Annotated in this window: 24 protein-coding genes; 13 read left to right on the top strand and 11 right to left on the bottom strand. The window is 29.7% G+C overall.

The genetic code is table 11. The features are described 5' to 3' along the window. Positions 1–117 precede the first annotated feature (117 nt). From DAD81_RS15865 to DAD81_RS15905, 9 genes are all read left to right on the top strand, one after another. Positions 118–750, top strand: a complete 633-nt coding sequence (locus DAD81_RS15865) for an NAD(P)H-dependent oxidoreductase (protein WP_111709285.1) — start codon at positions 118–120, stop codon at positions 748–750. Positions 751–775: 25 nt separating this feature from the next. After that, positions 776–2,233: an aminoacyl-histidine dipeptidase gene (locus tag DAD81_RS15870; RefSeq protein ID WP_111709286.1), complete on the top strand. Its 1,458-nt coding sequence runs from the start codon at positions 776–778 to the stop codon at positions 2,231–2,233. A 123-nt stretch (positions 2,234–2,356) separates the two neighbouring features. After that, the gene (locus tag DAD81_RS15875) at positions 2,357–3,124 is read left to right on the top strand and encodes a ParA family protein (RefSeq protein WP_111709287.1); all 768 of its coding nucleotides are present in this window, start codon (positions 2,357–2,359) and stop codon (positions 3,122–3,124) included. 1 nt (position 3,125) lies between these two features. After that, entirely contained in the window at positions 3,126–4,025 is a 900-nt protein-coding gene (locus DAD81_RS15880; RefSeq protein WP_111709288.1) for a ParB/RepB/Spo0J family partition protein, read from the top strand. Next, entirely contained in the window at positions 4,025–4,603 is a 579-nt protein-coding gene (locus tag DAD81_RS15885) for a DUF5683 domain-containing protein (protein WP_111709289.1), read from the top strand. The genes DAD81_RS15880 and DAD81_RS15885 overlap by 1 nt, the downstream gene beginning before the upstream one ends. Before the next feature lie 2 nt (positions 4,604–4,605). Continuing rightward, on the top strand, positions 4,606–5,310 hold the full coding sequence (gene dapB / locus DAD81_RS15890) for a 4-hydroxy-tetrahydrodipicolinate reductase (RefSeq protein WP_111709290.1): 705 nt from the start codon (positions 4,606–4,608) through the stop codon (positions 5,308–5,310). 18 nt (positions 5,311–5,328) lie between these two features. Further along, a complete protein-coding gene (gene lepB, locus DAD81_RS15895; RefSeq protein WP_111709291.1) occupies positions 5,329–6,870 on the top strand; it encodes a signal peptidase I in 1,542 nt (513 codons plus the stop codon). 40 nt (positions 6,871–6,910) lie between these two features. Then, positions 6,911–7,525, top strand: a complete 615-nt coding sequence (locus tag DAD81_RS15900) for a WbqC family protein (protein ID WP_111709292.1) — start codon at positions 6,911–6,913, stop codon at positions 7,523–7,525. A 2-nt stretch (positions 7,526–7,527) separates the two neighbouring features. Further along, positions 7,528–7,842 carry a DUF6122 family protein gene (locus DAD81_RS15905; protein WP_245949319.1) on the top strand — a complete coding sequence of 105 codons (315 nt, stop codon included), beginning with the start codon at positions 7,528–7,530 and terminating at the stop codon, positions 7,840–7,842. Positions 7,843–7,895: 53 nt separating this feature from the next. On the opposite strand, the gene ettA is transcribed toward DAD81_RS15905, so the two are convergent. Further along, the gene (gene ettA, locus DAD81_RS15910; RefSeq protein ID WP_111709294.1) at positions 7,896–9,587 is read right to left on the bottom strand and encodes an energy-dependent translational throttle protein EttA; all 1,692 of its coding nucleotides are present in this window, start codon (positions 9,585–9,587) and stop codon (positions 7,896–7,898) included. Between the two features lie 54 nt (positions 9,588–9,641). Beyond that, positions 9,642–9,818 carry a CAL67264 family membrane protein gene (locus DAD81_RS20845; RefSeq protein ID WP_090123957.1) on the bottom strand — a complete coding sequence of 59 codons (177 nt, stop codon included), beginning with the start codon at positions 9,816–9,818 and terminating at the stop codon, positions 9,642–9,644. A gap of 387 nt (positions 9,819–10,205) precedes the next feature. Between DAD81_RS20845 and DAD81_RS15915 the strand changes: the two genes are divergently transcribed. Further along, entirely contained in the window at positions 10,206–12,149 is a 1,944-nt protein-coding gene (locus tag DAD81_RS15915; RefSeq protein WP_111709295.1) for a sensor histidine kinase, read from the top strand. A 5-nt stretch (positions 12,150–12,154) separates the two neighbouring features. On the opposite strand, the gene DAD81_RS15920 is transcribed toward DAD81_RS15915, so the two are convergent. The 4 genes from DAD81_RS15920 to DAD81_RS15935 are packed head-to-tail and all read right to left on the bottom strand — an operon-like array spanning position 12,155 to position 14,220. After that, on the bottom strand, positions 12,155–12,877 hold the full coding sequence (locus tag DAD81_RS15920) for a pirin family protein (protein WP_111709296.1): 723 nt from the start codon (positions 12,875–12,877) through the stop codon (positions 12,155–12,157). Next, entirely contained in the window at positions 12,858–13,316 is a 459-nt protein-coding gene (locus DAD81_RS15925) for a MarR family winged helix-turn-helix transcriptional regulator (protein WP_111709297.1), read from the bottom strand. The genes DAD81_RS15920 and DAD81_RS15925 overlap by 20 nt, the downstream gene beginning before the upstream one ends. Before the next feature lie 2 nt (positions 13,317–13,318). Further along, positions 13,319–13,849 carry an NADPH-dependent FMN reductase gene (locus tag DAD81_RS15930; protein ID WP_111709298.1) on the bottom strand — a complete coding sequence of 177 codons (531 nt, stop codon included), beginning with the start codon at positions 13,847–13,849 and terminating at the stop codon, positions 13,319–13,321. Positions 13,850–13,860: 11 nt separating this feature from the next. Continuing rightward, the gene (locus DAD81_RS15935) at positions 13,861–14,220 is read right to left on the bottom strand and encodes a DoxX family protein (RefSeq protein ID WP_111709299.1); all 360 of its coding nucleotides are present in this window, start codon (positions 14,218–14,220) and stop codon (positions 13,861–13,863) included. Between the two features lie 132 nt (positions 14,221–14,352). Here DAD81_RS15935 and DAD81_RS15940 point away from each other — a divergent pair, with 132 nt between their 5' ends. Continuing rightward, the gene (locus tag DAD81_RS15940) at positions 14,353–15,981 is read left to right on the top strand and encodes an acyl-CoA carboxylase subunit beta (RefSeq protein WP_111709300.1); all 1,629 of its coding nucleotides are present in this window, start codon (positions 14,353–14,355) and stop codon (positions 15,979–15,981) included. A 218-nt stretch (positions 15,982–16,199) separates the two neighbouring features. Here the strand turns inward: DAD81_RS15940 and DAD81_RS15945 are convergent, their stop codons facing one another. From DAD81_RS15945 to DAD81_RS21040, 4 genes are read right to left on the bottom strand one after another with little or no spacing between them, the layout of a single operon-like run. Beyond that, positions 16,200–18,401 carry a glycoside hydrolase family 3 N-terminal domain-containing protein gene (locus tag DAD81_RS15945; RefSeq protein WP_111709301.1) on the bottom strand — a complete coding sequence of 734 codons (2,202 nt, stop codon included), beginning with the start codon at positions 18,399–18,401 and terminating at the stop codon, positions 16,200–16,202. Positions 18,402–18,424: 23 nt separating this feature from the next. Further along, positions 18,425–19,663: a LamG domain-containing protein gene (locus DAD81_RS15950; protein WP_111709302.1), complete on the bottom strand. Its 1,239-nt coding sequence runs from the start codon at positions 19,661–19,663 to the stop codon at positions 18,425–18,427. 1 nt (position 19,664) lies between these two features. After that, positions 19,665–20,942: a glycoside hydrolase family 117 protein gene (locus DAD81_RS15955; RefSeq protein ID WP_111709303.1), complete on the bottom strand. Its 1,278-nt coding sequence runs from the start codon at positions 20,940–20,942 to the stop codon at positions 19,665–19,667. Positions 20,943–20,945: 3 nt separating this feature from the next. Beyond that, positions 20,946–22,505: a ThuA domain-containing protein gene (locus tag DAD81_RS21040; RefSeq protein ID WP_245949321.1), complete on the bottom strand. Its 1,560-nt coding sequence runs from the start codon at positions 22,503–22,505 to the stop codon at positions 20,946–20,948. 219 nt (positions 22,506–22,724) lie between these two features. On the opposite strand from DAD81_RS21040, the gene DAD81_RS15965 reads away from it, so the two are divergent. Both DAD81_RS15965 and DAD81_RS15970 read left to right on the top strand, forming a co-directional pair. Next, positions 22,725–23,441: a YebC/PmpR family DNA-binding transcriptional regulator gene (locus tag DAD81_RS15965; RefSeq protein ID WP_111709304.1), complete on the top strand. Its 717-nt coding sequence runs from the start codon at positions 22,725–22,727 to the stop codon at positions 23,439–23,441. 2 nt (positions 23,442–23,443) lie between these two features. Continuing rightward, positions 23,444–23,776 (top strand): hypothetical protein, encoded by a 333-nt coding sequence (locus tag DAD81_RS15970; RefSeq protein ID WP_111709305.1) that lies wholly within the window; start codon positions 23,444–23,446, stop codon positions 23,774–23,776. Positions 23,777–23,821: 45 nt separating this feature from the next. Here DAD81_RS15970 and DAD81_RS15975 read toward each other — a convergent pair whose 3' ends face one another. Next, positions 23,822–25,654 carry a vWA domain-containing protein gene (locus DAD81_RS15975; protein WP_111709306.1) on the bottom strand — a complete coding sequence of 611 codons (1,833 nt, stop codon included), beginning with the start codon at positions 25,652–25,654 and terminating at the stop codon, positions 23,822–23,824. Positions 25,655–25,730 lie beyond the last annotated feature (76 nt).

A 25,730-nucleotide genomic window follows, 5' to 3' on the forward strand; every position in this document is an offset into this window, starting at 1 on the left:
AGCAATTGAATAACTTTATAAAGTTAAAAATTAACTTTTACTTATGAAAATTGAAAGTAGCTATTACTTTATTTTTAATTAATTTGAAGTAAATTTGTATTTAAAACTTTATAAAATATGGATATAATTAATAGTTTAAAATGGAGATACGCCGTAAAAAAGTTCGATTCTTCAAAAAAACTATCTAATGATAAAATTGAGACTTTAAAAAAAGCCTTTAATTTAACTGCTACTTCATTTGGTTTACAACCTGTTAAAATGATTGTAATAAGCAATAAAGAACTTCAAGAAAAATTTGTTGAACATTCTTATTACCAACGCCAAGTTGCAGATTCATCTCATTTAATTGTTTTATGTATTAATAATGATACAACTTCAGAAGATATTAACACCTATTTTGATTTAGAAAAAGAAACAAGAGGAACTTCAGAAGATGTAATTGGAACTTTTAGAAAACAATTAATAGATATGTATAAAAATATGTCTATTAATGACCGTCAATTATCAGCAAATAAACAAGCCTATATTGTTTTAGGAAATTTATTAACCGTTTGCGCAGTTGAAAAAATTGATAGCTGCCCTATGGAAGGTTTTGTTTCTACTAAAGTTGATGAACTTTTAAATTTAAAAGAGTTGAATTTAAAATCTGTATTAATGTTACCTGTTGGATATCGTGCTGATGATGATGTTATGAATGGTACAAAAAAAGTTAGAAAACCATTAAACCAAACAATAATAGAAATAAATTAACAAATCAAAAATATAAATTTTAGTTATGAGCAATGATATAAGATCTATAGAGCCTAAATCACTTTGGAATAATTTTGCAGATTTAAATGCAGTTCCTAGAGGTTCTAAAAAAGAAGAAAAAGTAATTCAATTTATGGTTGATTTTGGAAATAAATTAAACCTAAAAACTGTAGTTGACCCAGTTGGAAATGTAATTATAAAAAAGCCTGCTTCTGCAGGAATGGAAAATAGAAAAACTGTGGTTATGCAATCACATTTAGATATGGTTCATCAAAAAAATTCTGACACTATTTTCGATTTTGATAATGAAGGTATTAAAATGAAAATTGAAGGTGAATGGGTTAAAGCAGAAGGAACAACTTTAGGAGCTGACAACGGTTTAGGTGTTGCAGCAATTATGAGTGTTTTAGCTTCTTCTGATATAAAACATCCTGCAATTGAAGCTTTATTTACTATTGATGAAGAAACAGGTATGACTGGAGCTATGGGATTACAAGCCGGATATCTAGATGGTGAAATACTGCTTAATTTAGATACAGAAGAAGATGATGAAATAGATATAGGTTGTGCTGGTGGAATTGACATTTCTGCTGAAAACGTTTACAATGAAGTACATACACCATTAAACAGTTTAGGATATTCAATATCTGTTATTGGTTTAAACGGTGGGCATTCAGGAATGGATATTGACAAAGGCTTAGGAAATGCGAACAAAATAATGAACCGTATTTTATATGAAACTCAAGATTCCATAAGAATTTCTGAAATTAATGGAGGAAGTTTAAGAAATGCAATTCCTAGAGAAAGTTTTGCTATTATTTCTGTGTATAAATCACAAAAAGATATCTTTTTAAGAACTATTAAAAAAGTTACTAAACACATAAAAAAAGAATTTAAAACAGTTGACCCAAACTTAGAAATTGTATGTGAAGAGCGCGAAACACCAAAAAGGGTTATGACAGCCATTAGTCAATCTACCTTACTTAAAACAATATACTCTGCTCATAATGGGGTTTATAAGATGAGTAATGAAATGGAAGATTTGGTTGAAACTTCAAACAATATTGCTAGAGTTATTGTAAAAAATGAATTAATTAAAATATTATGTCTAACAAGGTCTTCAGTTGAATCTTCTAAACAAGATTTAGCAAATTCATTAACATCAACTTTTGAAATGGCGGGTTATACCGTTATTCTTTCTGGCTCATATCCTGGTTGGAAACCAAATGTTGATTCTCCAATTTTAAAGGTTTTATCTAGTCATTACCAAAAATTATTTAATAGTAAGGCTAATGTTGTTGCTTGCCATGCTGGTTTAGAATGTGGAATACTTGGAACAAACTATCCTGAAATGGATATGATTTCATTTGGACCTACTATTCAGGGAGCACATTCACCTGATGAACGAGCTAATATAAAATCTAGTCAAAAATTTTGGAAATTTTTACTAACAATTTTAGAAAATATTCCTGTTAGAAAGTAAAAAACAAAAGCGATTGAATTTTCAATCGCTTTTATTTTTTTTTAATTCTTTGTTAACAATATTACCTTTCAAAAACCATAAATAATTGTATTTTTACATCTTAAATAAATTCTAAATTCTTTTATGGGAAAAATTATTGCAATAGCCAATCAAAAAGGAGGAGTTGGAAAAACTACTACTACAGTTAATTTAGCTGCAGCACTTGGTGTGCTAGAAAAAAAAGTCTTATTAATTGATGCTGACCCACAAGCAAATGCTTCTTCTGGTTTAGGTGTAAATGTTGAAGATGTTGAGTTTGGTACTTATCAGTTACTAGAACATAACATTTCAGCAAAAGAAGCAATTGTTCCTACAAATTCTCCAAATGTTTCTCTAATTCCTGCACATATAGATTTAGTTGCTATTGAAATTGAACTAGTTGATAAAGACAACCGTGAGTATATGCTTAAACAATCTTTAAATGAAGTTAAGGATGATTATGATTATATTCTTATAGATTGTGCACCTTCTTTAGGGTTAATAACATTAAATGCCTTGGTTGCAGCAGATTCTGTAATCATTCCTATTCAATGTGAATATTTTGCTTTAGAAGGTTTAGGTAAACTATTAAATACTATTAAGAGTATTCAAAATATTCATAATGCAGAATTAGATATAGAAGGCTTATTACTAACTATGTATGATTCTAGATTAAGATTATCAAATCAAGTAGTTGAAGAAGTAAAAAAACATTTTCAGGATATGGTTTTCGATACCATTATTCAACGTAATGTAAGATTAAGTGAAGCACCTAGTTTTGGTGAAAGCATAATTGCATATGATGCAACAAGTAGAGGTGCCGTAAATTATATTAATTTAGCACACGAAATATTAAAACAACACAACAAATAAAATGGCAAAAGCAACAAAAAAACAAGCTCTTGGAAGAGGCCTATCTGCCCTATTAAAAGAAAACAGTTCAAATGTTACTTCAGCTAATGATAAAAATGCAGACAAAGTTGTTGGAAGTATTATTGAAATAGAATTAGGTAAAATTGAAATAAACCCTTTTCAACCAAGAAGTTATTTTAATGAAGAAGCTTTACAAGAATTAGCTAATTCAATTAAAACATTAGGTGTAATTCAACCAATAACGGTTCGAAAATTAGATGTAGATACATTTCAATTAGTTTCTGGAGAAAGAAGGTTTAGAGCTTCTAAATTAATTGGAAATGAAACAATTCCGGCATACATAAGATTGGCAAACGACCAAGAAATGTTGGAAATGGCTTTGGTTGAAAATATTCAACGTAAAGATCTAGACCCTATTGAAGTTGCATTATCTTATCAAAGATTAATTGATGAAATTGATCTTACTCAAGAAGAAATGAGCCAACGTGTTGGAAAAAAAAGATCTACAATTACAAACTATTTGCGTTTATTAAAATTAGATCCTATTATTCAAACAGGAATGCGTGATACATTTATTTCAATGGGACACGGAAGAGCTCTAATTAATATTGATGATACTGAAGACCAAATAAAGATTTACGAAAAAATCTTAGAGCAAAAATTATCTGTTAGACAAACAGAACAACTAGTTAAAGAATTTAAAAGCGAATCTGAAACAAAACCTGCAGCTAAATCTAAAAAAGTAGATACTCCTAAATTTATAAATAGTGGTATAAAAACTTTTAGTGAATACTTTGGTCATAAAATAGACGTTAAATTATCTGGAAAGGATAAAGGAAAAATAGTTATTCCTTTTCATTCTGAAGAAGATTTTAACCGTATAAAAAAATTATTAGAGTAGTGTTTACTAAAAAACTTTATTTTTTAATTGTAATAATTTCATTTGCAACTTTTAAGAGTTTTGCTCAAGACAATCTTATTATTACAGCTCAAGATTCAATTCCTATAAGCCCTATTGAATTTGATATGCTAGCGCCTTCAAGAGCTGCATTTTATTCAGCAATATTACCTGGATTGGGACAAGCTTATAATAATAAATACTGGAAAATTCCAGTTATTTATGGAGCCTTAGGTACAAGTGTTTATTTTTATGACTTTAACAACACACGCTATAAAAGAGCACGAACTGCATTTAAACTTATGCAAGCAGGAAAACCTCATGAATTTGATGGTGTTGGTGATAATATTACCTTATCTGAAACAGCATTAATAAGTGCTCAAAAATCTTATAAAAAAGATCGAGATTTAACAATTTTAGTAACTCTGGGGTTGTATGTGCTGCAAATATTAGAAGCAAGTACCAACGCTCACTTATTACAACATAATGTAGATAATAATTTATCATTATCTCCGCAAATAATTAAAGATGCTGCAAATAATAAATCTACTTTGGTTGCATCTCTTAACTTTAAATTTTAAAAATGAAAATAGCTTTATTAGGTTATGGAAGAATGGGTAAAACAATTGAAAAAATTGCTTTACAGAGAGGACATGAAATTGTATTAAAAGTAGATGAAAATACAAAAGATTATGATATTTCAACTGCTGATGTTGCTATAGATTTTAGTATCCCTTCAGTTGCTTTTAACAATATTACCAACTGCTTTAAAAATAATGTTCCTGTTGTTTGTGGTACTACAGGTTGGTTAGATAAATATAACGAAGCAATAGAAATATGTAATTCAAATAAAGGTGCATTTATTTACGCTTCAAATTTTAGCTTAGGAGTAAATATCTTTTTTGAATTGAATGAACAACTTGCTAAAATGATGAAAAATTTAGGTCAGTATAATATTTCAATGGAAGAAATTCATCACACAAAAAAATTAGATGCACCAAGCGGAACAGCAATCACATTAGCTGAAGGCATTATTAATAATACTTCAAAAAAAGATTGGGCTTTAAATGTAACAAATGACAAAGATGTTATACCAATAATAGCGAAAAGAATTCCTGATGTTCCAGGAACTCATTCTGTTGAATATACTTCAGAAGTTGATACAATTGATATTAAACATACCGCTCATAACAGACAAGGTTTTGCTTTAGGAGCTGTAATTGCTTCTGAATGGTTATGTGACAAACAAGGTGTTTTTTCAATGAAAGACGTTTTAGGTTTAAAATAAAATTAAAATATATTTATTATGACAATGATTGAATGGTTTATCTTTTTTTTAATTATTCAAGTTATCCATTTTTTAGGAACTTGGAAATTATATGTTAAAGCAGGTAGAAAACCTTGGGAAGCAATAGTGCCAATTTACAATGCAATTGTCTTAATGAAAATAATTAAAAGACCTTCTTGGTGGGTTATTTTGTTATTTATCCCTATTATTAATTTATTAATGTTTCCTGTTATTTGGATTGAAACTGTAAGAAGTTTTGGAAAATACTCAACTTTAGATTCATTTTTAGCAGTACTATCATTAGGATTATACAACTTTTACTTAAATTATTTTGAAGATGTAAAATATGTTGAAGATAGAAGTTTAAAATCTAGAACCGAGTTAGGAGAATGGGTAAGTTCAATTGTATTTGCTGTTGTTGCAGCAACATTGGTTCATACTTATATAATGCAACCTTATACAATTCCAACTTCATCATTAGAAAAATCATTATTAATTGGGGATTTCCTATTTGTAAGTAAATTTCATTATGGAGCAAGAACTCCAATGACAACTATTGCCGCTCCAATGGTTCATGATTCATTACCTTTTTTTGGTACTAAATCTTATTTAAATAAACCACAACTTCCTTATTTTAGACTTCCTGGATTTCAAGATATAAAAAGAAATGAAATTGTTGTATTTAGTTGGCCAGTTGATACGGTACAAAGATTCTTTGATACATCAAAAATACATATAGATAAACCTATTGATAAAAAATCTAACTATGTAAAACGTTGTGTTGGTATTGCTGGTGACTCATTAGAAATTAAAGATGGATACATTTATATTAACGGTAAAAGAACTGTTTTACCAGACAGAGCTAAACCACAGTACATGCATAAAGTTGAAACCAACGGTCAACAATTAAGCAGTGCTACTTTAAAGAGATATAACGTAACTGAAGGAAGAAACCTTGGTGATTATTACATCCTAAATTTAACAGATGAAAATGCCGCTAAGCTAAAAAACAACCCTTTAATCAAAAAAATAACCAAACAAATTAATCCTGCAGGAAAATACAATTCTCGTGTATTCCCTCACGATGAACGCTATCCATGGTCTGAAGATAATTATGGTCCAATCTATATTCCTGAAGAAGGAAAAACAGTTGAGTTAAACTCTGAGTCCCTTCCTTTTTATAAAAGAATTATTGAAGTATATGAACACAATGATTTAACTGTAAATGGAAATGAAATTTTTATTAATGGAAAATTAGCTACAACCTATACATTTAAGCAAAACTATTACTGGATGATGGGAGATAACCGTCATAATTCTGAAGATGCTCGTTATTGGGGTTATGTACCTTTTGATCACGTAGTAGGAAAACCCGTATTTATTTGGTTTAGTTGGGACACCAACGGAGAAGGAATTGCCAATAAAATTAGATGGGAAAGAGTTTTCACTACCGTTCATGGAGATGGTAAACCAGTGTCCTATTTATACTATTTCTTAGGTGCTTTAGTTCTTTGGTTTGGTTATAGTTCATATAGAAAACGTAAAACTAAAGAAGAATAAAATATTAATATTCTTAATATTTAAAAGCTAATTAATTGATATGATATTGCTCCAGCCTACTTATTTTTCACCAATTAGTCAGTATGTAGCAATATCAAATTCTGGTAAGGTAATTTTTGAAGTTGAAGATAATTTTCAAAAACAAACTTACCGCAATCGTTGTTATATTTATACTGCAAATGGTAAACATTTACTCAATGTTCCTGTACAACATAATAAAGGTATAAAACAACAAACAAAAGACGTTAAAATTGATTATAAAGATGATTGGAATAAATTACATCTAAAAACCTTAAAAACCGCCTATAGTTCTTCTCCTTTTTTTGAATTTTATATTGATGACTTATTACCTATTTTTAATAAACAACATAGTTTTTTATTAGATTTAAACCTATTATCTCATTCAATAATTATGGATGCTTTACAGCTTCATATTCCTTATTTAAAAACAAAAGAGTATCAAATAGAAACTGAAATTACAGATTTAAGAAAATTGGCTATTGCCAAAGGTGAAAAGAGTTACAATTTTCAACGTTATATTCAAGTATTTGAACAAAAAAAAGGCTTTATATCTAATTTAAGTATTTTAGATTTACTTTTTATGGAAGGCCCTAATGCTCTAAATTATTTAGAATCTCAAAAAATCACATTTTAGAGTTGGAATTCATTCGGTTTATTACACATTACGGAATGCATTTTTTAGTTCCGGGAATTATTGCTTATTTATTTTTTAAACAAAACTGGAAAAAAGTTTGGGTAATATTTATTCTAACAATGTTTGTTGATTTGGACCATTTAATTGCAACTCCTATTTTTGATCCTGAAAGGTGTAGCATAAATTATCATCCACTCCACTCTTATACCGCTATTGGAGTCTATTTTATTCTTCTTATCCCTAGCAAAACAAGAATAATAGCTATTGGCTTATTATTTCATATGCTAACTGATTATTTAGATTGTTATTGGATATAAAAAAACTCCCAGAAAAACTGAGAGTTTATAGTATAAAATAAGAAACAACTAATTTATCTAATCAATTTCTTATATTTAATTCTTTTTGGAATCAAGTCACCTCCTAATCGTTTTTTCTTATTCTCCTCATAATCAGAGAATGAACCTTCAAAGAAATAAATTTGAGAATCTCCTTCAAAAGCTAAAATATGAGTACAAATTCTATCTAAAAACCAACGGTCGTGACTAATTACCACGGCACAACCTGCAAAGTTTTCTAAACCTTCCTCTAAAGCTCTTAAAGTATTAACATCTAAATCATTGGTTGGCTCATCAAGTAATAAAACATTTCCCTCTTCACGTAAAGTCATAGCTAAATGCAATCTATTACGTTCACCTCCAGATAAAGTACTTACTTTTTTATTTTGCTCACTACCAGAGAAATTAAAACGACTTAAATAAGCTCTTGAATTTACTTGCTTACCTCCCATAGTAATCAATTCTTGTTCATCTGAAAAGTTTTGCCAAATTGTTTTTTCAGGATCAATATTTGAATGACTTTGATCTACATAGGCAATTTTGGCTGTATCCCCAACTTTAAATTCTCCTTTGTCTGGAGTTTCTTCGCCCATTATCATTTTAAAAATTGTGGTTTTACCAGCTCCATTTGGACCAATAATCCCTACAATTCCTGCTTGTGGTAAATCAAAATTTAAATTTTCATATAATAATTTATCACCAAATGCCTTTGATACGCCAGAAGCTTCAATTACATTAGTTCCTAAACGTGGTCCGTTTGGAATGTATATTTCTAATTTTTCATCTAATTGCTTTTGATCTTGGCTCATTAATTTATCATAATTCTTCAAACGAGCTTTTTGTTTAGTTTGACGTCCTTTAGCTCCTTGACGAACCCATTCTAACTCACGTTCTAATGTTTTTTGACGTTTTGATGCCGTTTTAGATTCTTGCGCTAAACGTTGTGATTTTTGATCTAACCAAGATGAATAATTTCCTTTCCAAGGAATTCCTTCTCCTCTATCTAATTCTAAAATCCAACCCGCAACATTATCTAAGAAATATCTATCGTGCGTTACTGCAATTACAGTTCCTTTATATTGTTGTAAATGGTGTTCTAACCAATGTACAGATTCAGCATCTAAATGGTTAGTTGGCTCATCTAATAATAATACATCTGGCTCTTGTAATAGCAACCTACATAAAGCAACTCTTCTACGTTCCCCTCCTGATAAATTTTTAATTGGTGTATCACCTTCTGGAGTTCGCAAGGCATCCATTGCAATTTCCAATTTGGTATCAATTTCCCAAGCGTTAGAAGCATCAATCTTATCTTGAAGTTCTGCTTGTTGTGCCATTAACTTTTCCATTTTATCAGCATCCGAATACACCTCTTCTAAACCGAACATGTCGTTTATTTTATTGTATTCATCTAAAATAGCTATAGTTTCAGAAACACCTTCTTTAACAATATCCAATACTGTTTTATCATCGTCTAATTTAGGTTCTTGTGATAAAAAACCTACTGAATAACCTGGCGCAAAAACTACATCTCCTTGATAATTTTTTTCTAAACCTGCTATAATTTTTAATAAAGTAGATTTACCTGATCCATTCAAACCTAGAATACCAATTTTTGCTCCATAAAAAAAGCTTAAATAGATATCTTTTAATACTTGTTTATTTGCCCCTTGATAAGATTTACTTAACCCGGACATCGAAAAAATTATTTTCTTATCGTCTGCCATTTTCTATATAATATTTCTGAATATACTTCAAATTTTGAAGTTTACTTAATTATTTTAAACTCTACCTTTTAACGCATTAAATACCCACGCAATTGCAAAAAAACCAATTCCAACGGAAGCAAATCCCCATCCAGCAACATCATCATATCTAAAAGCGCCAAGTGCAATTAATGCCAATCCAACTATTATCATAATTGCAGTTGCCCAAGCTAATACTGTATTTTTATTCATATTCTTTAAATTTGTTACGGTTAGTTTTCTATAAAAGAAATTTGTAGAACGCAAATATCGTAAATTTTAATTTAGAACCATAAAAAACGCACTTTTAATAAAGAGCGTATTAAATATAACAATAATTCCTTTTATTTAACTAACACTTTATTGACTAAAATATTATAAATAAAGAAAATTCTAACCCGAAAACGCTAAACTTTAAGTAAGTATATAGTAATCAAGAATTAACTATACAATTAATATTAATGCAGTAATTAAATCTTTAAAAGCATTACTAAATTCTATATATCAAACCTTTAGATTCATTTATAATTACCGTTTCTCTAAAAAAAACCAAGATCTTATTCTCCATATTATTTTTATTAAATTTGCCAAAAATGATTTATGTCATCACCCCAAAAATTGGTTTTAAATAAACGATTACCTATAATTTACGCCTTTATTGTTTTTACAGTTTTATTTATAGCTGCTTTAAACTATAATAGGTTTACCAAAGGTCAATGGGAAAAAGACGAGCGTTCCAATTTATTGGACATGATGACTAGTAAAAAATCCAATTTAGAAAAAGCTTTATACTCTCGAATTTATTATACTCGTGGTGTTGCTGCTTATGTTGGATTAAACCCTAAAATAACAAATGAAGAATTTTACCAATTAGCAAAAGAATATGTTAAAAATGACACCGTAATCAGTTCAATGGCTTTGTCTAAAAATTGTATTATTAATGCCATTTACCCATTAGAAGAACATGAATCAGCAATTGGATTAAATTTATTGGAGCATGCAGAACGAAAAGACATTGTTGAGAAAACCATAAAAACAACACTTACTTTTGTAGCCGGTCCTTTAGAATTAGTAGAAGGTGGAAATGCTTTTATTAGCTACACTCCTATTTTTAATAAAAAAGAAATAAACCCAAATCAATTTTGGGGAATAACTGATATTGTTATTAAAGTAAATAGTTTATTTAAAGAAGCTAAACTTTCTGAACATGAAAACGGTTTTAAATTTGCATTAAAAGGTTATAACGGAACTGGTGATAATAGTGAAACATTTTGGGGAGACCCTAAAATTTTTGATAAAAACCCTGTTTTAATTGATGTAAACTTACCTATTGGGAATTGGGTTATGGCGGCGATCCCTAACCATGGATGGGGTTCCTATTTAGATCAAGATAAAACTCTGCTTATAATTTTATTATTTAGCTCATTTATTATTAGTTTATTAATTTGGGTTATTGTTCGATCTTTTTTAAGAATTAAACAAAATGAAAAAGAATTAAAAGCCATATTTAATTCTTTAGATAGTTTAATAGTTGAATTTAATTCAAAAGGAGACTATTTAAAAATAAATTACAATAACATAAATTTATTATATAAACCAGAAAAAGATTTAATTGGTAAAAACATAAAAGATATTTTTCAACCTGAAAAAGCAACAATGTTACTTAATGCTATTCAGCAATGCTTAAGTACTAAAAAACTAGTTATTATTGAATATCCACTAACTATAAACGATAAAATAAAATGGTTTTCTGCTAGAATAACGTTTAAATCTAATGAAACCGTAATATTAAATGCTTTTGATATTACTGAAGAAAAAAGAAAGGAAGATGAACTGAAAAAATTAAATGCAATGAAAGATCAATTTTTCAGTATAATTGCACACGATTTAAAAAATCCTGCAGGTACCCAAAAAGCATTTATAGACCTTTTACTTGAACGTTTTGATACATTTAATGTTGAAAAACAAAAAACATTACTTCAAACTATTCAAAAATCATCAAATCAACTATTTAACCTTCTCGAAAATTTATTAAAATGGTCATTGTCACAAACAGGTATTATTACAGCTAAAAAAGTTTCTTTCAGCATATATGACAAAAATCAAGAACTTTTTTCACTATTAAAAATTCAAGCAGATTTAAAGGATATTAATTTTTCAAATATAATTGACCCTAAAATTAAAGTAAATGCAGATCCCGATTTAACAGCAATTATTATCCGTAATTTAATTTCTAATGCTATTAAATTTACAAACCGAAATGGTTCTGTAACTATTTCTTCTGAAACAACATTTGAGAATGGTGAGAAATATTTAAAAATTAATATTTCTGATACTGGAATAGGAGTCCCAGATGAAAAATTTAAAAAACTATTTAATATCAGTAAAACTCAATCTACACCAGGTACTGAAAATGAAAGGGGGTCTGGATTAGGGCTTTTATTATGTAAAGATTTTTCTGAAAAACAAGGAGGTAAATTTTATATTAAAAGCCAAATTGGAAAAGGTAGTATTTTCTCATTTACACTACCTATTTCAAATTAATTACTTTATAAATTCATTGGGATTTCAATAAATAACAATTGAGACTTTGCTTTTGAAATTACTTCAAAATCTTTAGTTTGGTCAATACCAAAAGCATCTCTTTTAGTTAATTTTTCATTTTGAATACTAATCTCGCCTTCAATTAACATTACATAAACTCCATTAATTTCAGAATTTAAATGATATATAAATTTAGTATTTTCATCTAAATCTATTCTAGAAATTATTGCATCTTGATGAATAGTTAATGAGCCTTCTACTTTATTATTTATTGATGAAACTAAAGTTTGCAACTTATTTTTTCTTTCTGAAACTTTAAATACCTTTTGTTCATATCTTGGTTCTACATTTGTTTTATTAGGTACAATCCAAATTTGAAATAAATTTACCTCTTCATTCGGATGATTATTCATTTCCGAATGTTGAATCCCCTTACCTGCAGACATAACTTGAACTTCCCCTGTGTTTAATGGAATCCATTTATTAGACATAGAATCTCTATGTTTCATTGTTCCTTTTAATGGAATTGTTATAATTTCCATGTTATCGTGCGGGTGCGTTCCAAACCCCATTCCTCCATCAATAAAATCATCATTTAAAACCCGTAGAACACCATAATTTAATTGTTCAGGATTGTAATAATTTGCAAAACTAAATGAGTAATTTGCTTTTAGCCAACCGTGGTTAGCTGTTCCTCTATTACTTGCTCTAAATATTTTTGTTCTCATTATTCCTAAATTTATCTAATAAATTATTTAATAGTTTAGCTTCCTCATCTGATAAATTACTGAAATTACCATTAAAATTATCTACCTTAATTTTATTAAGTAATTCCAAGCCTTTTTCATTAATTTGTACATAAACAACCCGCCTATCATTTTCACATCTAGTACGTACTATTAATCCCTTATCACATAACTTATCCATTAAACGTGTGGCATTAGGAGATTTTTGAACCATTCTCTCTTTAACAGTTTTTACTGTAATGGCTTTTTTAGCGCCTCTTAAAATTCGCAAAATATTATATTGCTGCGATGATATTTTAAAAGGCTTAAACATCATATTTTCTATATTCTCAAAATAATTTGCAGTAAATTTTAAATTTAAAAATGCTTTAATATGCTCATTTTTAAATTCAGAATTTATTTCTTTAGAGAATTCTGCCATAACTATAACGCTTTATCAAAATCTTCAACTAATTTTAAAAGATTTTCTTTTAAATCAACATCTACTAATTCTCCTTCTTTAAAATTATCAAAAAACGAAGGAACGGATAAGCTACCTATAATATTCCCACCCATATAAGGAAACCTTCCTAACGCTATTTCTAAAACCGTTTGTCCTCCTCGTGCACCAGGAGAAGTTGCCATTAACAACATAGGTTTATCTCTCCACACTTTTCCGTTTATTCTAGATAACCAATCATAAGCATTTTTAAAAGCTGCTGAATATGCTCCATTATGTTCTGCTAAAGAAATTATAAAACCATCAGCCCCTTCAATAAGATTATTTAATTCTTGCGCTTTTTTTGGAAATCCATTTTCGGCTTCAACATCAACAGAAAATAAAGGCATTTCATAATCGTTCAAATCTATTTTAGTTAATTCAACATTAGAAAGTAATTCACCAGAATATTCAGCTAAAACTTTATTAATAGATTTTTTACTTGTACTACCACCAATTGTAATTATATTTTTCATTTTATAAAGAATTAAGAATTGAATACTTTTTTCCCGAAGAAATAAGAAGTTAATAAAAGAACCATTGCAATTATTGCCGCAGTTTGCTCACCATCACCAATCATAACATGTGCAAAAAATGCCAAAATAAATTCAAAAAATAATGCTGAATATGCCCATTCTTTAATATTTGATCTTTTTAGTGTTAACAACACAATTACGGCTGCAATTTTAAGAGCTGCCAATGGATAAATAATATATGTTGGATAACCAAAGTTAGTAAACATTCCTGCTACTTGTTCATTATTAAAAACATACATTCCTGCAGACATTAGTAACAATGCACTTAATAAACCTGTACTTACCCAATAAATAATTTTTTTAGTTTTCATTTTTTATAATTTAAATTCACTGCAAACATACAATAATTAATTTTAATTACCCGGGTATTTATTGTTGTGGTATATTTTTAACAATATTTAACATTCATTTTGTACTTTAGCACTATAAATAGCTATTACGGTATGGATATCAACTTCAATAAAAACGAAGACTATAACAAACTTCAACTCAAAGAATTAAAAAAGAAACTTCTAAAAGTTTACAAAGGTGGTGGAGATGTTAGAATTGAAAAACACAAGGCAAAAGGTAAATTAACTGCGAGAGAACGTATTGATTATCTTTTTGATAAAGACAGTGATTCTATTGAAATTGGAGCCTTGGTTGGTGATGAAATGTATAAAGAGCATGGTGGTTGTCCTTCTGGTGGTGTTGTTGTAAAAATTGGGTATATTAAAAGTAAACAATGCATAGTTGTTGCAAATGATGCAACAGTAAAAGCTGGTGCTTGGTTTCCAATTACAGGAAAAAAGAATTTAAGAGCACAAGAAATTTCTATAGAGAATAAATTACCTATAATATATTTGGTAGATAGTGCTGGTGTTTACCTGCCTATGCAAGATGAAATTTTCCCAGATAAAGAGCATTTTGGAAGAATTTTTAGAAATAATGCAGTTATGAGTAGTATGGGAATTACACAAATTTCTGCGGTTATGGGAAGTTGTGTTGCCGGTGGAGCTTATTTACCTATAATGAGCGATGAAGCAATGATTGTTGACAAAACTGCTAGTATTTTTTTAGCAGGAAGTTATCTTGTAAAAGCCGCCATTGGTGAAAGTATTGATAATGAAACTCTTGGTGGAGCTACTACTCATTGCGAAATTAGTGGTGTTACTGATTATAAAGCTAGTGACGATAAAGATGCATTAGACAAAATTAGAAACATAGTAGATAAAATAGGTGATTTTGATAAAGCTGGTTATAACCGTATTAAATCTAAAAAACCGACAGAAGATCCAAATGAAATATTTGGAATTTTACCAAAAACAAGAACAGATCAATATGAAACAAGAGAAATAATTAAACGTATTGTTGACAATTCTGAAATTGAAGAATACAAAAAAGACTACGGTAAAACTATAATTTGTGGGTATGCTCGTATTAATGGTTGGGCTGTTGGTATAGTTGCAAACCAACGTAAAGTTGTAAAAAACGGTAAAAAAGAAATGCAATTTGGAGGGGTAATATATTCTGATTCTGCTGATAAAGCAACACGTTTTATAGCTAATTGTAATCAGAAAAAAATTCCTTTAGTGTTTTTACAAGATGTTACTGGTTTTATGGTTGGAAGCAAAAGTGAACACGGTGGAATTATAAAAGATGGAGCCAAAATGGTAAATGCAGTGAGTAATTCTGTGGTTCCTAAATTTACTATTATTATGGGGAACTCATATGGAGCAGGAAATTATGCCATGTGTGGAAAAGCTTATGATCCTAGATTAATTGTTGCCTGGCCATCCGCTAGACTTGCTGTTATGGGTGGTGCACAAGCTGCAAAGGTTTTATTACAAATTGAAAAAGCTTCATTAAAAAAGAAAGGTGAAGAAATTACTGAAGAAAAGGAACAAGAGATTTTAGCTTCTATTCAGAAAAAATATGATGATCAAACCTCTCCTTATTACGCAGCTGCTCGTTTATGGACAGATGGAGTAATTGATCCTTTAGATACTAGAAAATGGATTAGTATGGGTATTAAGGCTGCAAACCACGCTCCTATTGAAAAACAATTTAATCTTGGAATAATACAAGTTTAAATAACTTACAAAATAAAAAACTCCCAACTTTTCAGTTGGGAGTTTTTTTATAAGAAAATTCTTAATAATATCTAATTTATCTTAAAAGAGAGGAAAACCGTCATCCTAAATTTATATCAGAATCTCCTCCAGTTGACTGCTGGTTGTTATGAGAACCCGAAACAGGTTCAGGTTGACATAAATTATACTTTTAAGACAAACTCTTTTTATATTTTAACTTATCTCAATCTAAAATTTTCTGATTGAGGAGTCGCAGCACCTAATCTTTCACTCAATGCTGAAGGTGAAGAATTACCTACAATAACTTTGTAATCACCTTTTCTCCAAACTTTTTCTCCTTCTGAATTAATAACTTTTAACTCATTAGCTAAAACCTTAAATTCAACAGTTTTTGTTTCACCTTTTTTAAGTGAAATACGTTTAAAACCTTTTAAACTAGTTAAAGGTAAATTATCAGTATTTACTAAAGGACTGATATATAATTGGGCTACTTCATCAATATCAAAATTACCTGTATTTGTTACCTCAACTTGAACATTTAATTCATCTTTACTTTTTAGTTTTTCTTTATTTAAAGTAATGTTTTTAAATTCAGTTGTTGAATATGTTAAACCAAACCCAAATGGAAACATTGGCTCTTCTTTCATATACTTATACGTTCTTCCTTGCATAGAATAATCGTCATAGGCAGGAAGTTGAGCTATACTTTTTGGAAATGTAATTGGTAAATGTCCTGATGGAGAAACATTTCCAAATAAAACATTTGCAACAGCTGCACCACCTTGCTCTCCAGGGTACCAAATTTGTAAAATTGCATCGCAATCATCTTCAACATCTACTAAAGAAATTGGGCTTCCACTTGCCACTACTAAAACTATTGGTCCTTTTTTATTTTTTGCTAATTCTTTTATATAATGAATTTGATTTTCAGGTAATTTTAAATCTACCTTATCCCCTATATCTTGAGAGGCAATTGCATCAACTTCTTCACCTTCTCTATCGGCAGTTAAACCAACCACACAAATAGTTACATCAGAATCTCCAGCAACAATTGGTGCATAATTTTTCGGGTTTATATTTTTATGAAATGGTAATGCTCCACTTCTATAATTTAATGACGTTCCTAATGAAACAACATCAGCCACACCTTCTAAAATAGTAACCATATTTGAGCTCACACCATAATAACTTCCCATTAACATATCTGCTGAATTTGCAAAAGGACCTGTTAAATAAGGAATTTTAATATCTTTAGGTAAAGGCAATAAGTTATTCTTGTTTTTTAATAATACTATAGATTTTTCAGCAGTTTCTAATGCTAATTGAATATGCTCATCACTATGAATTTCTTCAACACCTAATTTTAAATAAGGATTCTTATTGTCTTTATCAAACATTCCTAATCTAAAGCGTGTTTTAAATAATTGCTTTGTTCTATTATTTATAAGTTCTTCTGTAATTAAACCTTTTTCTAAAGCCTCCGTTACGTGTTTATATGTATTACCACAATTTAAGTTTGTTCCTGCTTTTAAAGCAATTGCTGCTGCCTCAACCGGAGTCTTCACGTATTTCATTTTATATGTAATACCACCTATTGCACCACAATCTGAAGTTATATAACCATCAAACCCCCAAGTATCTCTTAAAACTTCTTTTAACAAATATGGACTTGCAGCTGCTGGTTTTCCGTAAACTGCATTATATGCAGCCATTACACCTTCAACTTTACCTTCTTTTACTAACGCTTCAAATGCAGGGAAATAAGTTTCATATAAATCTTGTTTATTAGGCTCAGCATTAAACGTGTGTCTAATACTTTCAGGTCCTGAATGAACAGCAAAATGCTTTGCGCAAGCCGCTGTTTTTAAATAATTAGGATTATCACCTTGTAAACCACTTACAAAAGCCACACCCATTTTAGACATTAAAAAAGGATCTTCACCATACGTTTCTTGACCTCTTCCCCAACGTGGATCTCTAAAGATATTTACGTTTGGAGTCCAAAAAGTTAAACCTGCATATTTACTATGGTTTCCCATACTTTGTGAAACTGCATATTTAGCTCTTGCCTCATCAGAAATTGCTGATGCTACACGTTTTGCCAATTCAGGATCAAAGGTTGCACCTAATCCAATACCTTGAGGAAAAATTGTTGCTTTTCCATTACGAGCAATACCGTGTAAAGCTTCGTTCCACCAATCGTAATCTGGAACATTTAAACGGTCTATTGCTGGTGCAGAATTTACTAACTGACCCACTTTTTCTTCTAATGTCATTTGAGACACTAAAATATCTACTCGTTTTTCTATTGAAAGTGAAGAATCTTGAAAAGAAAAATCTACTTCTTGCGCATTCATTTTTAGTTGACTTACTCCACAAACAATTAGAAATACTAAAATTTTGTAACTTATTTTATTCATTTTATTCTATTTATCCTTAATATTTAATTCTTGTAAACAAATTTAAATTCATCTGTTACAATCGCTTTTTTCTCGTTTGGTTGTCTAACATAAATTCGAACAACATAAGTTTCGTTATTTTTTAATTTGTTATTCAACTTTAATTGAAAATCTTTATTTCCAAACCCAGCATAAGCAGTATGTTTTGCTTGAAGCACTGACTTTTTATTTTTAAACACCTTAATTGAAACTTCTCTATCTACATTAGACATATATGAGTAGCTTAAATCTATATTTTTTTCTGAAGTAATTTCAGCTGGTTTATTATTGAAATTAATTTTATCATTGAAAATTTTTAAATCTTCTGTTCCGTTTTTTGAAACTTTCTCGTCAATATCAATTAAATTGTAAACTCTCACCCAATCGTAATAACATGTATTTTTTGTTGGATCAGCCAATTCTTCATCATTTGGTAATTTAATCCAAGGAAAAGGATACGTTTCAGAAACCATATTTAATCCCATTGTTTTATTAAATGGTTTTTTAGTAATGGCATCGTAAAAATTAACAGTTTTAACCTTTCTATCATCTAAATAATAGCTCACCTTACTTTCATTGTGCCACCAACCACCATAAGTATAAAAATCTTCTGAAGGCATTGTTTCAGTTTCAATTTTAGATTGTGGCGCACGATAATCATGTCCTTCACCTTCACAGTCTGTATACCAATAATGAGAATTAGAGTTCATTCCTTTGGCAAAATATTTACCCTCAAAATCTCCTTCTCTCCCAATACATTCTTGAAAATCTAATTCTAACCCATATTTATCATTATCACAATCTGCTGGTCCTTCTGAACTTCCTCTTGTTGACATCCAAAAGGTTGTAGACATCGTGGTTTTAGCAGCCTTGAATTTACACTCGTAATACCCAAAATAAGCATCTGTAGTTTTAGAAACTACTGCGCCACCAGCAATGTTATAAATTCTTTTTGTTCCATCCTTTTTTAATTGAATAGAATCTTTCTCCAATTTTTTTCCAGTAATAGACATGTACCCATTCCCTACTTTTACTTGAGAAGGTAAAAATACTCCCGGTTCTCTACCACTCCAGTTTGGGTGGTAATCATACCATTTTGTAGCATCTAATTTGTTTCCATTAAATTCATCAGAAAATTTTGCATTTAACACCCATCTTTTACCTACTGGTGGATCTGGTGGATCTGCTCTCAAAACTGAAGTCATTAAAGAAACAACTAAAAGTGTTATTAGCTTTTTATACATTTTACTTGTTTTTTAACGCTTTATTTTCTTCACCAATTCTTTTTTTCTGTTTACCATTTAATCCCAATTTATAGTAATATTCTGGTCTATGGTATACATGTGTTTTTTTCATATCAGGATCATTAACATCTAAACTTAAATCACAGTCAAAACGTGCTAAAACTGCGTGATTCGTAGTCCATCCATTTACTGCCGTAAAATGTGAAATCCCCCAAGTAATACCTTTTCCATATTTAGTATCTGTAAATGCATCTGGAATAAAAGGTCCTCCTGCATTTGGCATATCTGCTGTAATTGAAGCGATGTTAAAGTTTACACCATCTTTTGAATATTGAACTGTATTATGTTCGTTACCATCTCTAATAACCAATGCTGCAATTCCTTCTTTAAAAGGAAATAATGTAGTCTCATGACCTGAACTAATAACTGGATTTTGAGGATGTTTTGTAAACGGTCCTAATGGGTTATCAGCAGTTGCTAATCCTTGCATTCTAATTAAATTAGGCTGTCCATTAGAATCTGACTTATAATACAAGTAAATTTTCCCCTTATAAACCATTGGATATGGATCGTGAATTGAAAATTGATCCCACTCTCCTTCTGCTCCATTTGGAATTACAATTTTATTATAAGGTGTCCAAGGTCCATCAGGTGAATCAGCATAAGAAACAGCAACAGGGCAATCATCACCACGTTTTCCGCTAGCTTCCATAAACCCTTGGTAATACAAATAGTATTTCCCTTTCCACTTTAAAATATCTGTAGTAGCAACTGATCTCCAACCTACATTTGGTTTTTCTGGTCTTGGTACAGCAACTCCTTGTTCTTCCCAAGTAAAACCATCTTCACTGGTTGCATAAAAAATATCACATAAATCCCAATCGCTTGAAGGAATTACGTCTGTACATTTTTCTGCACCTTGAGGTGGTGTTGGAGTTTCTCTATGCGTGTACCAAACATAATATTTACCATTTTCAAAAATTACTTTTGAAGGATCTCTACGTGTAATTGTACCATCATGATTGTTATAATCTAACCCTTTTAATTCAGTATATTTAAATTGAGAATACAACTCATTATCTTGCGGACGAGGAGCCATATATTGCGTATAATTACGTTCCATAGCCGCACTTGTTTTAATGTTCGGCTTTTCATTTGGAAACTCATAAGGAAAAGTTCCTTCTTGCAATTCTTGTGTTTGTGCTTGTTGTGCTTCTTCTTGTTGCTTTGGTGAACAAGAAACTATTAGTAATGTTACTAAAATTAATAAATACTTCATATGTTATAATTTTGCTTGTTTTTTATATTTTCTAGGAAATTTATTTATTGGTTTAATTTGAATGTTTTTATAATAACTTTCAGCAGCTTCAGATTGAATTTGAATTTTTCCACTTTCAATTGGAGTTGTTTTTCCTCCAATATCATATCTAGCATTTTTAATAACATTTACAACATGTCCGTTTACAACATGCATACTAGTTCTTCCAACACAAATAATTTCAATAGTATTCCACTCTCCATTTGGATTTTCATATAACTTACTTTTTGAAGCTTGCCCATCCTCAAATCCTTCTGCCCATTTTAATGGTGTTAACTTCCCTTTTGGATTGTAAACAAAATAAGGCTTTCCATTTTCTCTTAATAATTTATCAACTGTAACATCTCCATAAACATCGTTTAACGCAATAAAATCCCCACAATCTCCTTCTTGAATTTGACATTCTAAACTACTCATCCAAACATTCCAAAATGCACCATGAGGTCCATTACAATGGTATAGAATCCCGTTATCTCGTTTACTGCTTAAACGTGGAGCCCATTTTTTTTCGCCCCATTTAAACTGTGCTTTAAAATGATAATTACTATATTCTTCTTTTGATGTTAAACCTCCATAAATTTCACCAGTTATATGAAGTACTGTTTCTCCATTTTCTTTAATTGTTGAAAATACATTTTTAGGATCGTTATTAACTCCAAGTGGAGTGCCAGTTTTACCATCTTTACTTTTTTCAATCCCATCTAAATCAACTGAAATATGAGGAACTCCCATAAATTTATCCCATTTAGAAAGACTTGTATCTAAAAGATCTTCCCAATCTTTATTCATTTCAACGTTAGTTCTACTTGCTGCCCAATTTACTCCTGCAACTACATGTTTTATATAAACAGGGTTGAAAAAAATTTCTTTAGTATGCCCCATTCCTGTATAAAAGATTCTTCCTCCTTCATAGTATTGATACCAAGCAATAGGATGATTTTTCTCCATTTGCTTTCCTTCGTATGAACTTTCATCTAAAGTTAACAACACATTTACTCTTGGTAAAACTTCATCTTTAAAATTGTACCATTCATCTTTTACCGTAAAAGTATCTTCAAAATGTTTTATTGAAGGATGATTACAAGTATGGTTAACATCCATAGTTGCTGTTTGCGTTTTTGGATGATTTATAAACTGAGCGCCTATCATTTGGTGGTACCAAGGCCAATTATATTCTGTATCTGTTGCAGAATGAATTCCCACAAAACCTCCACCATTATTTATGTATTTTTTTAATGCCTCTCTTGAATCTTTATCTAAAACTTCAAGAGTTGTATTTAAAAAGATTAAAACTTCAACATCTTTTAAATTTGCATTTGAAATATCAGCTGTTTTTTCAGTTAATCTAACTTTCCAATTTTCTTTGGCGCCCCATTTTTTTATCTGTTCCTGACCTGTTTCAATAGATTTATGTCGCCAACCACTTGTTTTAGAAAATACTAAAACATCAATTGCTTTCTGAGCATTAACTTCAGAAATAAGCAACACAAAAACTAGTATTGTTATAAGTTTTGAATAATTCATTTAATTCTTTTTAATTATCATTAATACCTTTCCAAATATACAGCTAACATATTGTTTTCTTAATTTTATTTAAAGTACTTATAGTTAAAAATAGCACACAAATGTTTTTTTCTTATTCAAATTGTCTAGTTACTCCTAGACTTAAATATTTTAACTGTAATCTAATTGTAAAAACACTTTGTTATTTCTACATTTGCATCACTTAAATAAAACATAAACATGGGAAGAGCATTTGAATTTAGAAAAGCTAGAAAAATGAAACGTTGGTCTGCAATGGCAAAAACCTTTACACGTATTGGTAAGGATATTGTAATGGCTGTTAAAGAAGGTGGTCCTAGCCCTGAAACTAACGCACGTTTAAGAGCTGTTATTCAAAATGCAAAAGCGGCGAATATGCCGAAAGAAAATGTAGAACGTGCAATTAAAAAAGCAAGTGATAAAGATACTGCCGATTATAAAGAAGTTTTATTTGAAGGTTACGCACCACACGGAATTGCTGTAGTTGTTGAAACTGCAACAGATAACAACAATAGAACTGTTGCAAATGTAAGAGCGGCTTTTAGTAAATGTGATGGTAATATGGGAACATCTGGATCGGTTGTTTTTATGTTTGACCATACTTGTAATTTTAGAATTAAAACCGAAGATTTAAAAATGGATCTTGAAGAGTTTGAATTAGAATTGATAGATTTTGAAGTTGAAGAAGTTTTTGAAGATGAAGATGGTATATTAATTTACGCTCCGTTTGAACAATTTGGTGCAATTCAAAAATATTTAGAAGAAAATAACTTAGAAATTCTTTCTTCTGGTTTTGAACGTATTCCTACAACTACAACTACTTTAAATGAAGAAGAGCAAGCTGATGTAGATAAATTATTGGAGCGGCTTGAAGAAGAAGATGATGTGCAAAACGTATATCATTCAATGGAAGCATAATTATGTTTTTAGCAGGAAAAAAATCAACAATTTTAAAGAGTGAGACTTCAAAAAATATCACTTGCCCAGAATGTAATACCCAAAAATCAACAAAAGTTTCAATTCTTGGGTTTTACAAGCATTTATTTCATGTTCCTTTTATATCTGGAGGAAAATCAGGAATTTCAGAATGTAATAAATGTAAACATAAATACAATTTAAAAGATATGCCTGTAGCTATTAAGTTAGCTTATTTTGAATTGAAAGAAACCACAAAAACTCCTATTTGGTTCTTTACAGGATTAATAGTTATTAAGTCACTTGTACTTATAAAAATATTTAGTAAATATATTTAGTGTTTTAATGAAAAAGGCAGTAATTAAATTACTGCCTTTTTTTATTTATATTGATTCTACTAATCTAATAAACTCGGCTCTGTAACCTCTTTCATCATTTCCTCTACCTGCTTTTGCTAGCTCAATAACTTTATTAAACTTTGCTTTATTTGTAAATTTAGATTTTGTTAAGTTCATACCAAATAAAGCTACAGCTGAAGAAAATTTAAAATCTGTTGATGCTTGCTCAAAAGTACCATTAGAATCTTTTACAACTTTAACTAACTCAATACTTTTATTTCCATCTGGTTTTTTATATCTAAATTTCACAGTAAATAATTCATCTGTATAATTATTATTTAATGCCTTGGTATATTTTAACTTGTCAACACCTTTTAAATAATCACTTTTTATACCAACCGGAATAATTTCATACAAAGCAGTTACTGTGTGGCCACTACCTAATTCACCAGCATCTTTTTTATCATCTTTAAAATCTTCTGCATTTAACAATCTGTTTTCGTAACCAATTAATCTATAAGCCTGAACTTTTTTAGGATTAAATTCAACTTGAATCTTCACATCTTTTGCAATGGTATACATTGTACCTGCAAACTCTTCACCAAAAATTTTGTTGGCTTCTTGCATAGTATCTATATACCCATAATTCCCATTTCCTTTATTTGCTAAAGTTTCTAATTTAGCATCTTTTAAATTTCCATACCCAAAACCTAAAACAGTTAAAAACACTCCTGATTTTCTCTTTTCAACAATTAAATTTTCCATTTCAGAATCGCTTGACGCTCCTACATTAAAATCTCCATCAGTTGCCAAAATAATTCTGTTATTACCACCTTTAATAAAATTCTTTTCAGCTAATTTATAAGCTAGCTTAATTCCTTGCCCACCTGCAGTAGAACCGCCAGACTCTAATTTATTTAAAGCTGCTATAATTTTTTCTTTGTTAGCTCCAGAAGTTGGTTTTAAAACAACACCTGCTGCTCCTGCATATACTACAATAGAAACCTTATCAGTTTCACGTAATTGATTTACTAATATTTTAAACGCTGATTTTAATAAAGGAAGTTTATTGGAATTATACATTGAACCAGAAACATCTAATAAGAATACAAAATTAGAATTAGGTATATTTTCTTTATCTAGTTCTTTACCTTGCAAACCAATTTTAACAATTTTAGTAGTTTTATTCCAAGGAGTTTGAGCAACTTCTGTGTTTATTGAAAATGGGTGTTTACTATTTGGCTGAGGATAATTATACTTAAAATAATTAATAAACTCTTCAATTTTAACGGCATCCTTTGGTACCTTTTGCCCATTATTTATTATTCTTCTAACGTTTGTATAAGAAGCCTTATCCACATCTATAGAAAATGTTGAAAGCGGATTTAATTTAGAGTTCTTAAATACATTTTCATTAATTTTTTTATAAGATTCATTTGAAGAAACTGTATTTTCATAATTCTGCACTTTTTTATTTCTATAAGATTTTCTTATTGACGACATTCCTCTTATTCTAACACCTCTAACAGCACCTGTAAGACTTCTTTTTTTACTTGTTCCATAACCAATTACAACAACTTCTTCTAAAAGTGCAGAATCAACCGTCATTTTCACATTAATTTCAGTGCTATTTTCAACTTTTATTTCAACAATTTTAAATCCTAAACATGAATAAACTAGAGTGTCTCCTTTTGAAGCTTCTAAAGAATACCTTCCATCAAAATCGGTTAAAGTTCCTTCCATTGTTCCTTTAATAATAACGGAAGCACCCGGTAACGGATTTGAATCTTCAGAAATAACCCCTGTAATAACTTTCTTTTGAGCATTTACTTGAAATGCAATAAATAACGATAACAATAATGGCAAATAGGTTTTCATAGTTGAATGTTTTAACAATTAATACTTAAAAGTATATTGTTATAAAACATTTAAATAATGAAATTGAGTAACTGGT

The organism is Lutibacter citreus, assembly GCF_003260195.1.
GTDB lineage: Bacteria > Bacteroidota > Bacteroidia > Flavobacteriales > Flavobacteriaceae > Lutibacter > Lutibacter citreus.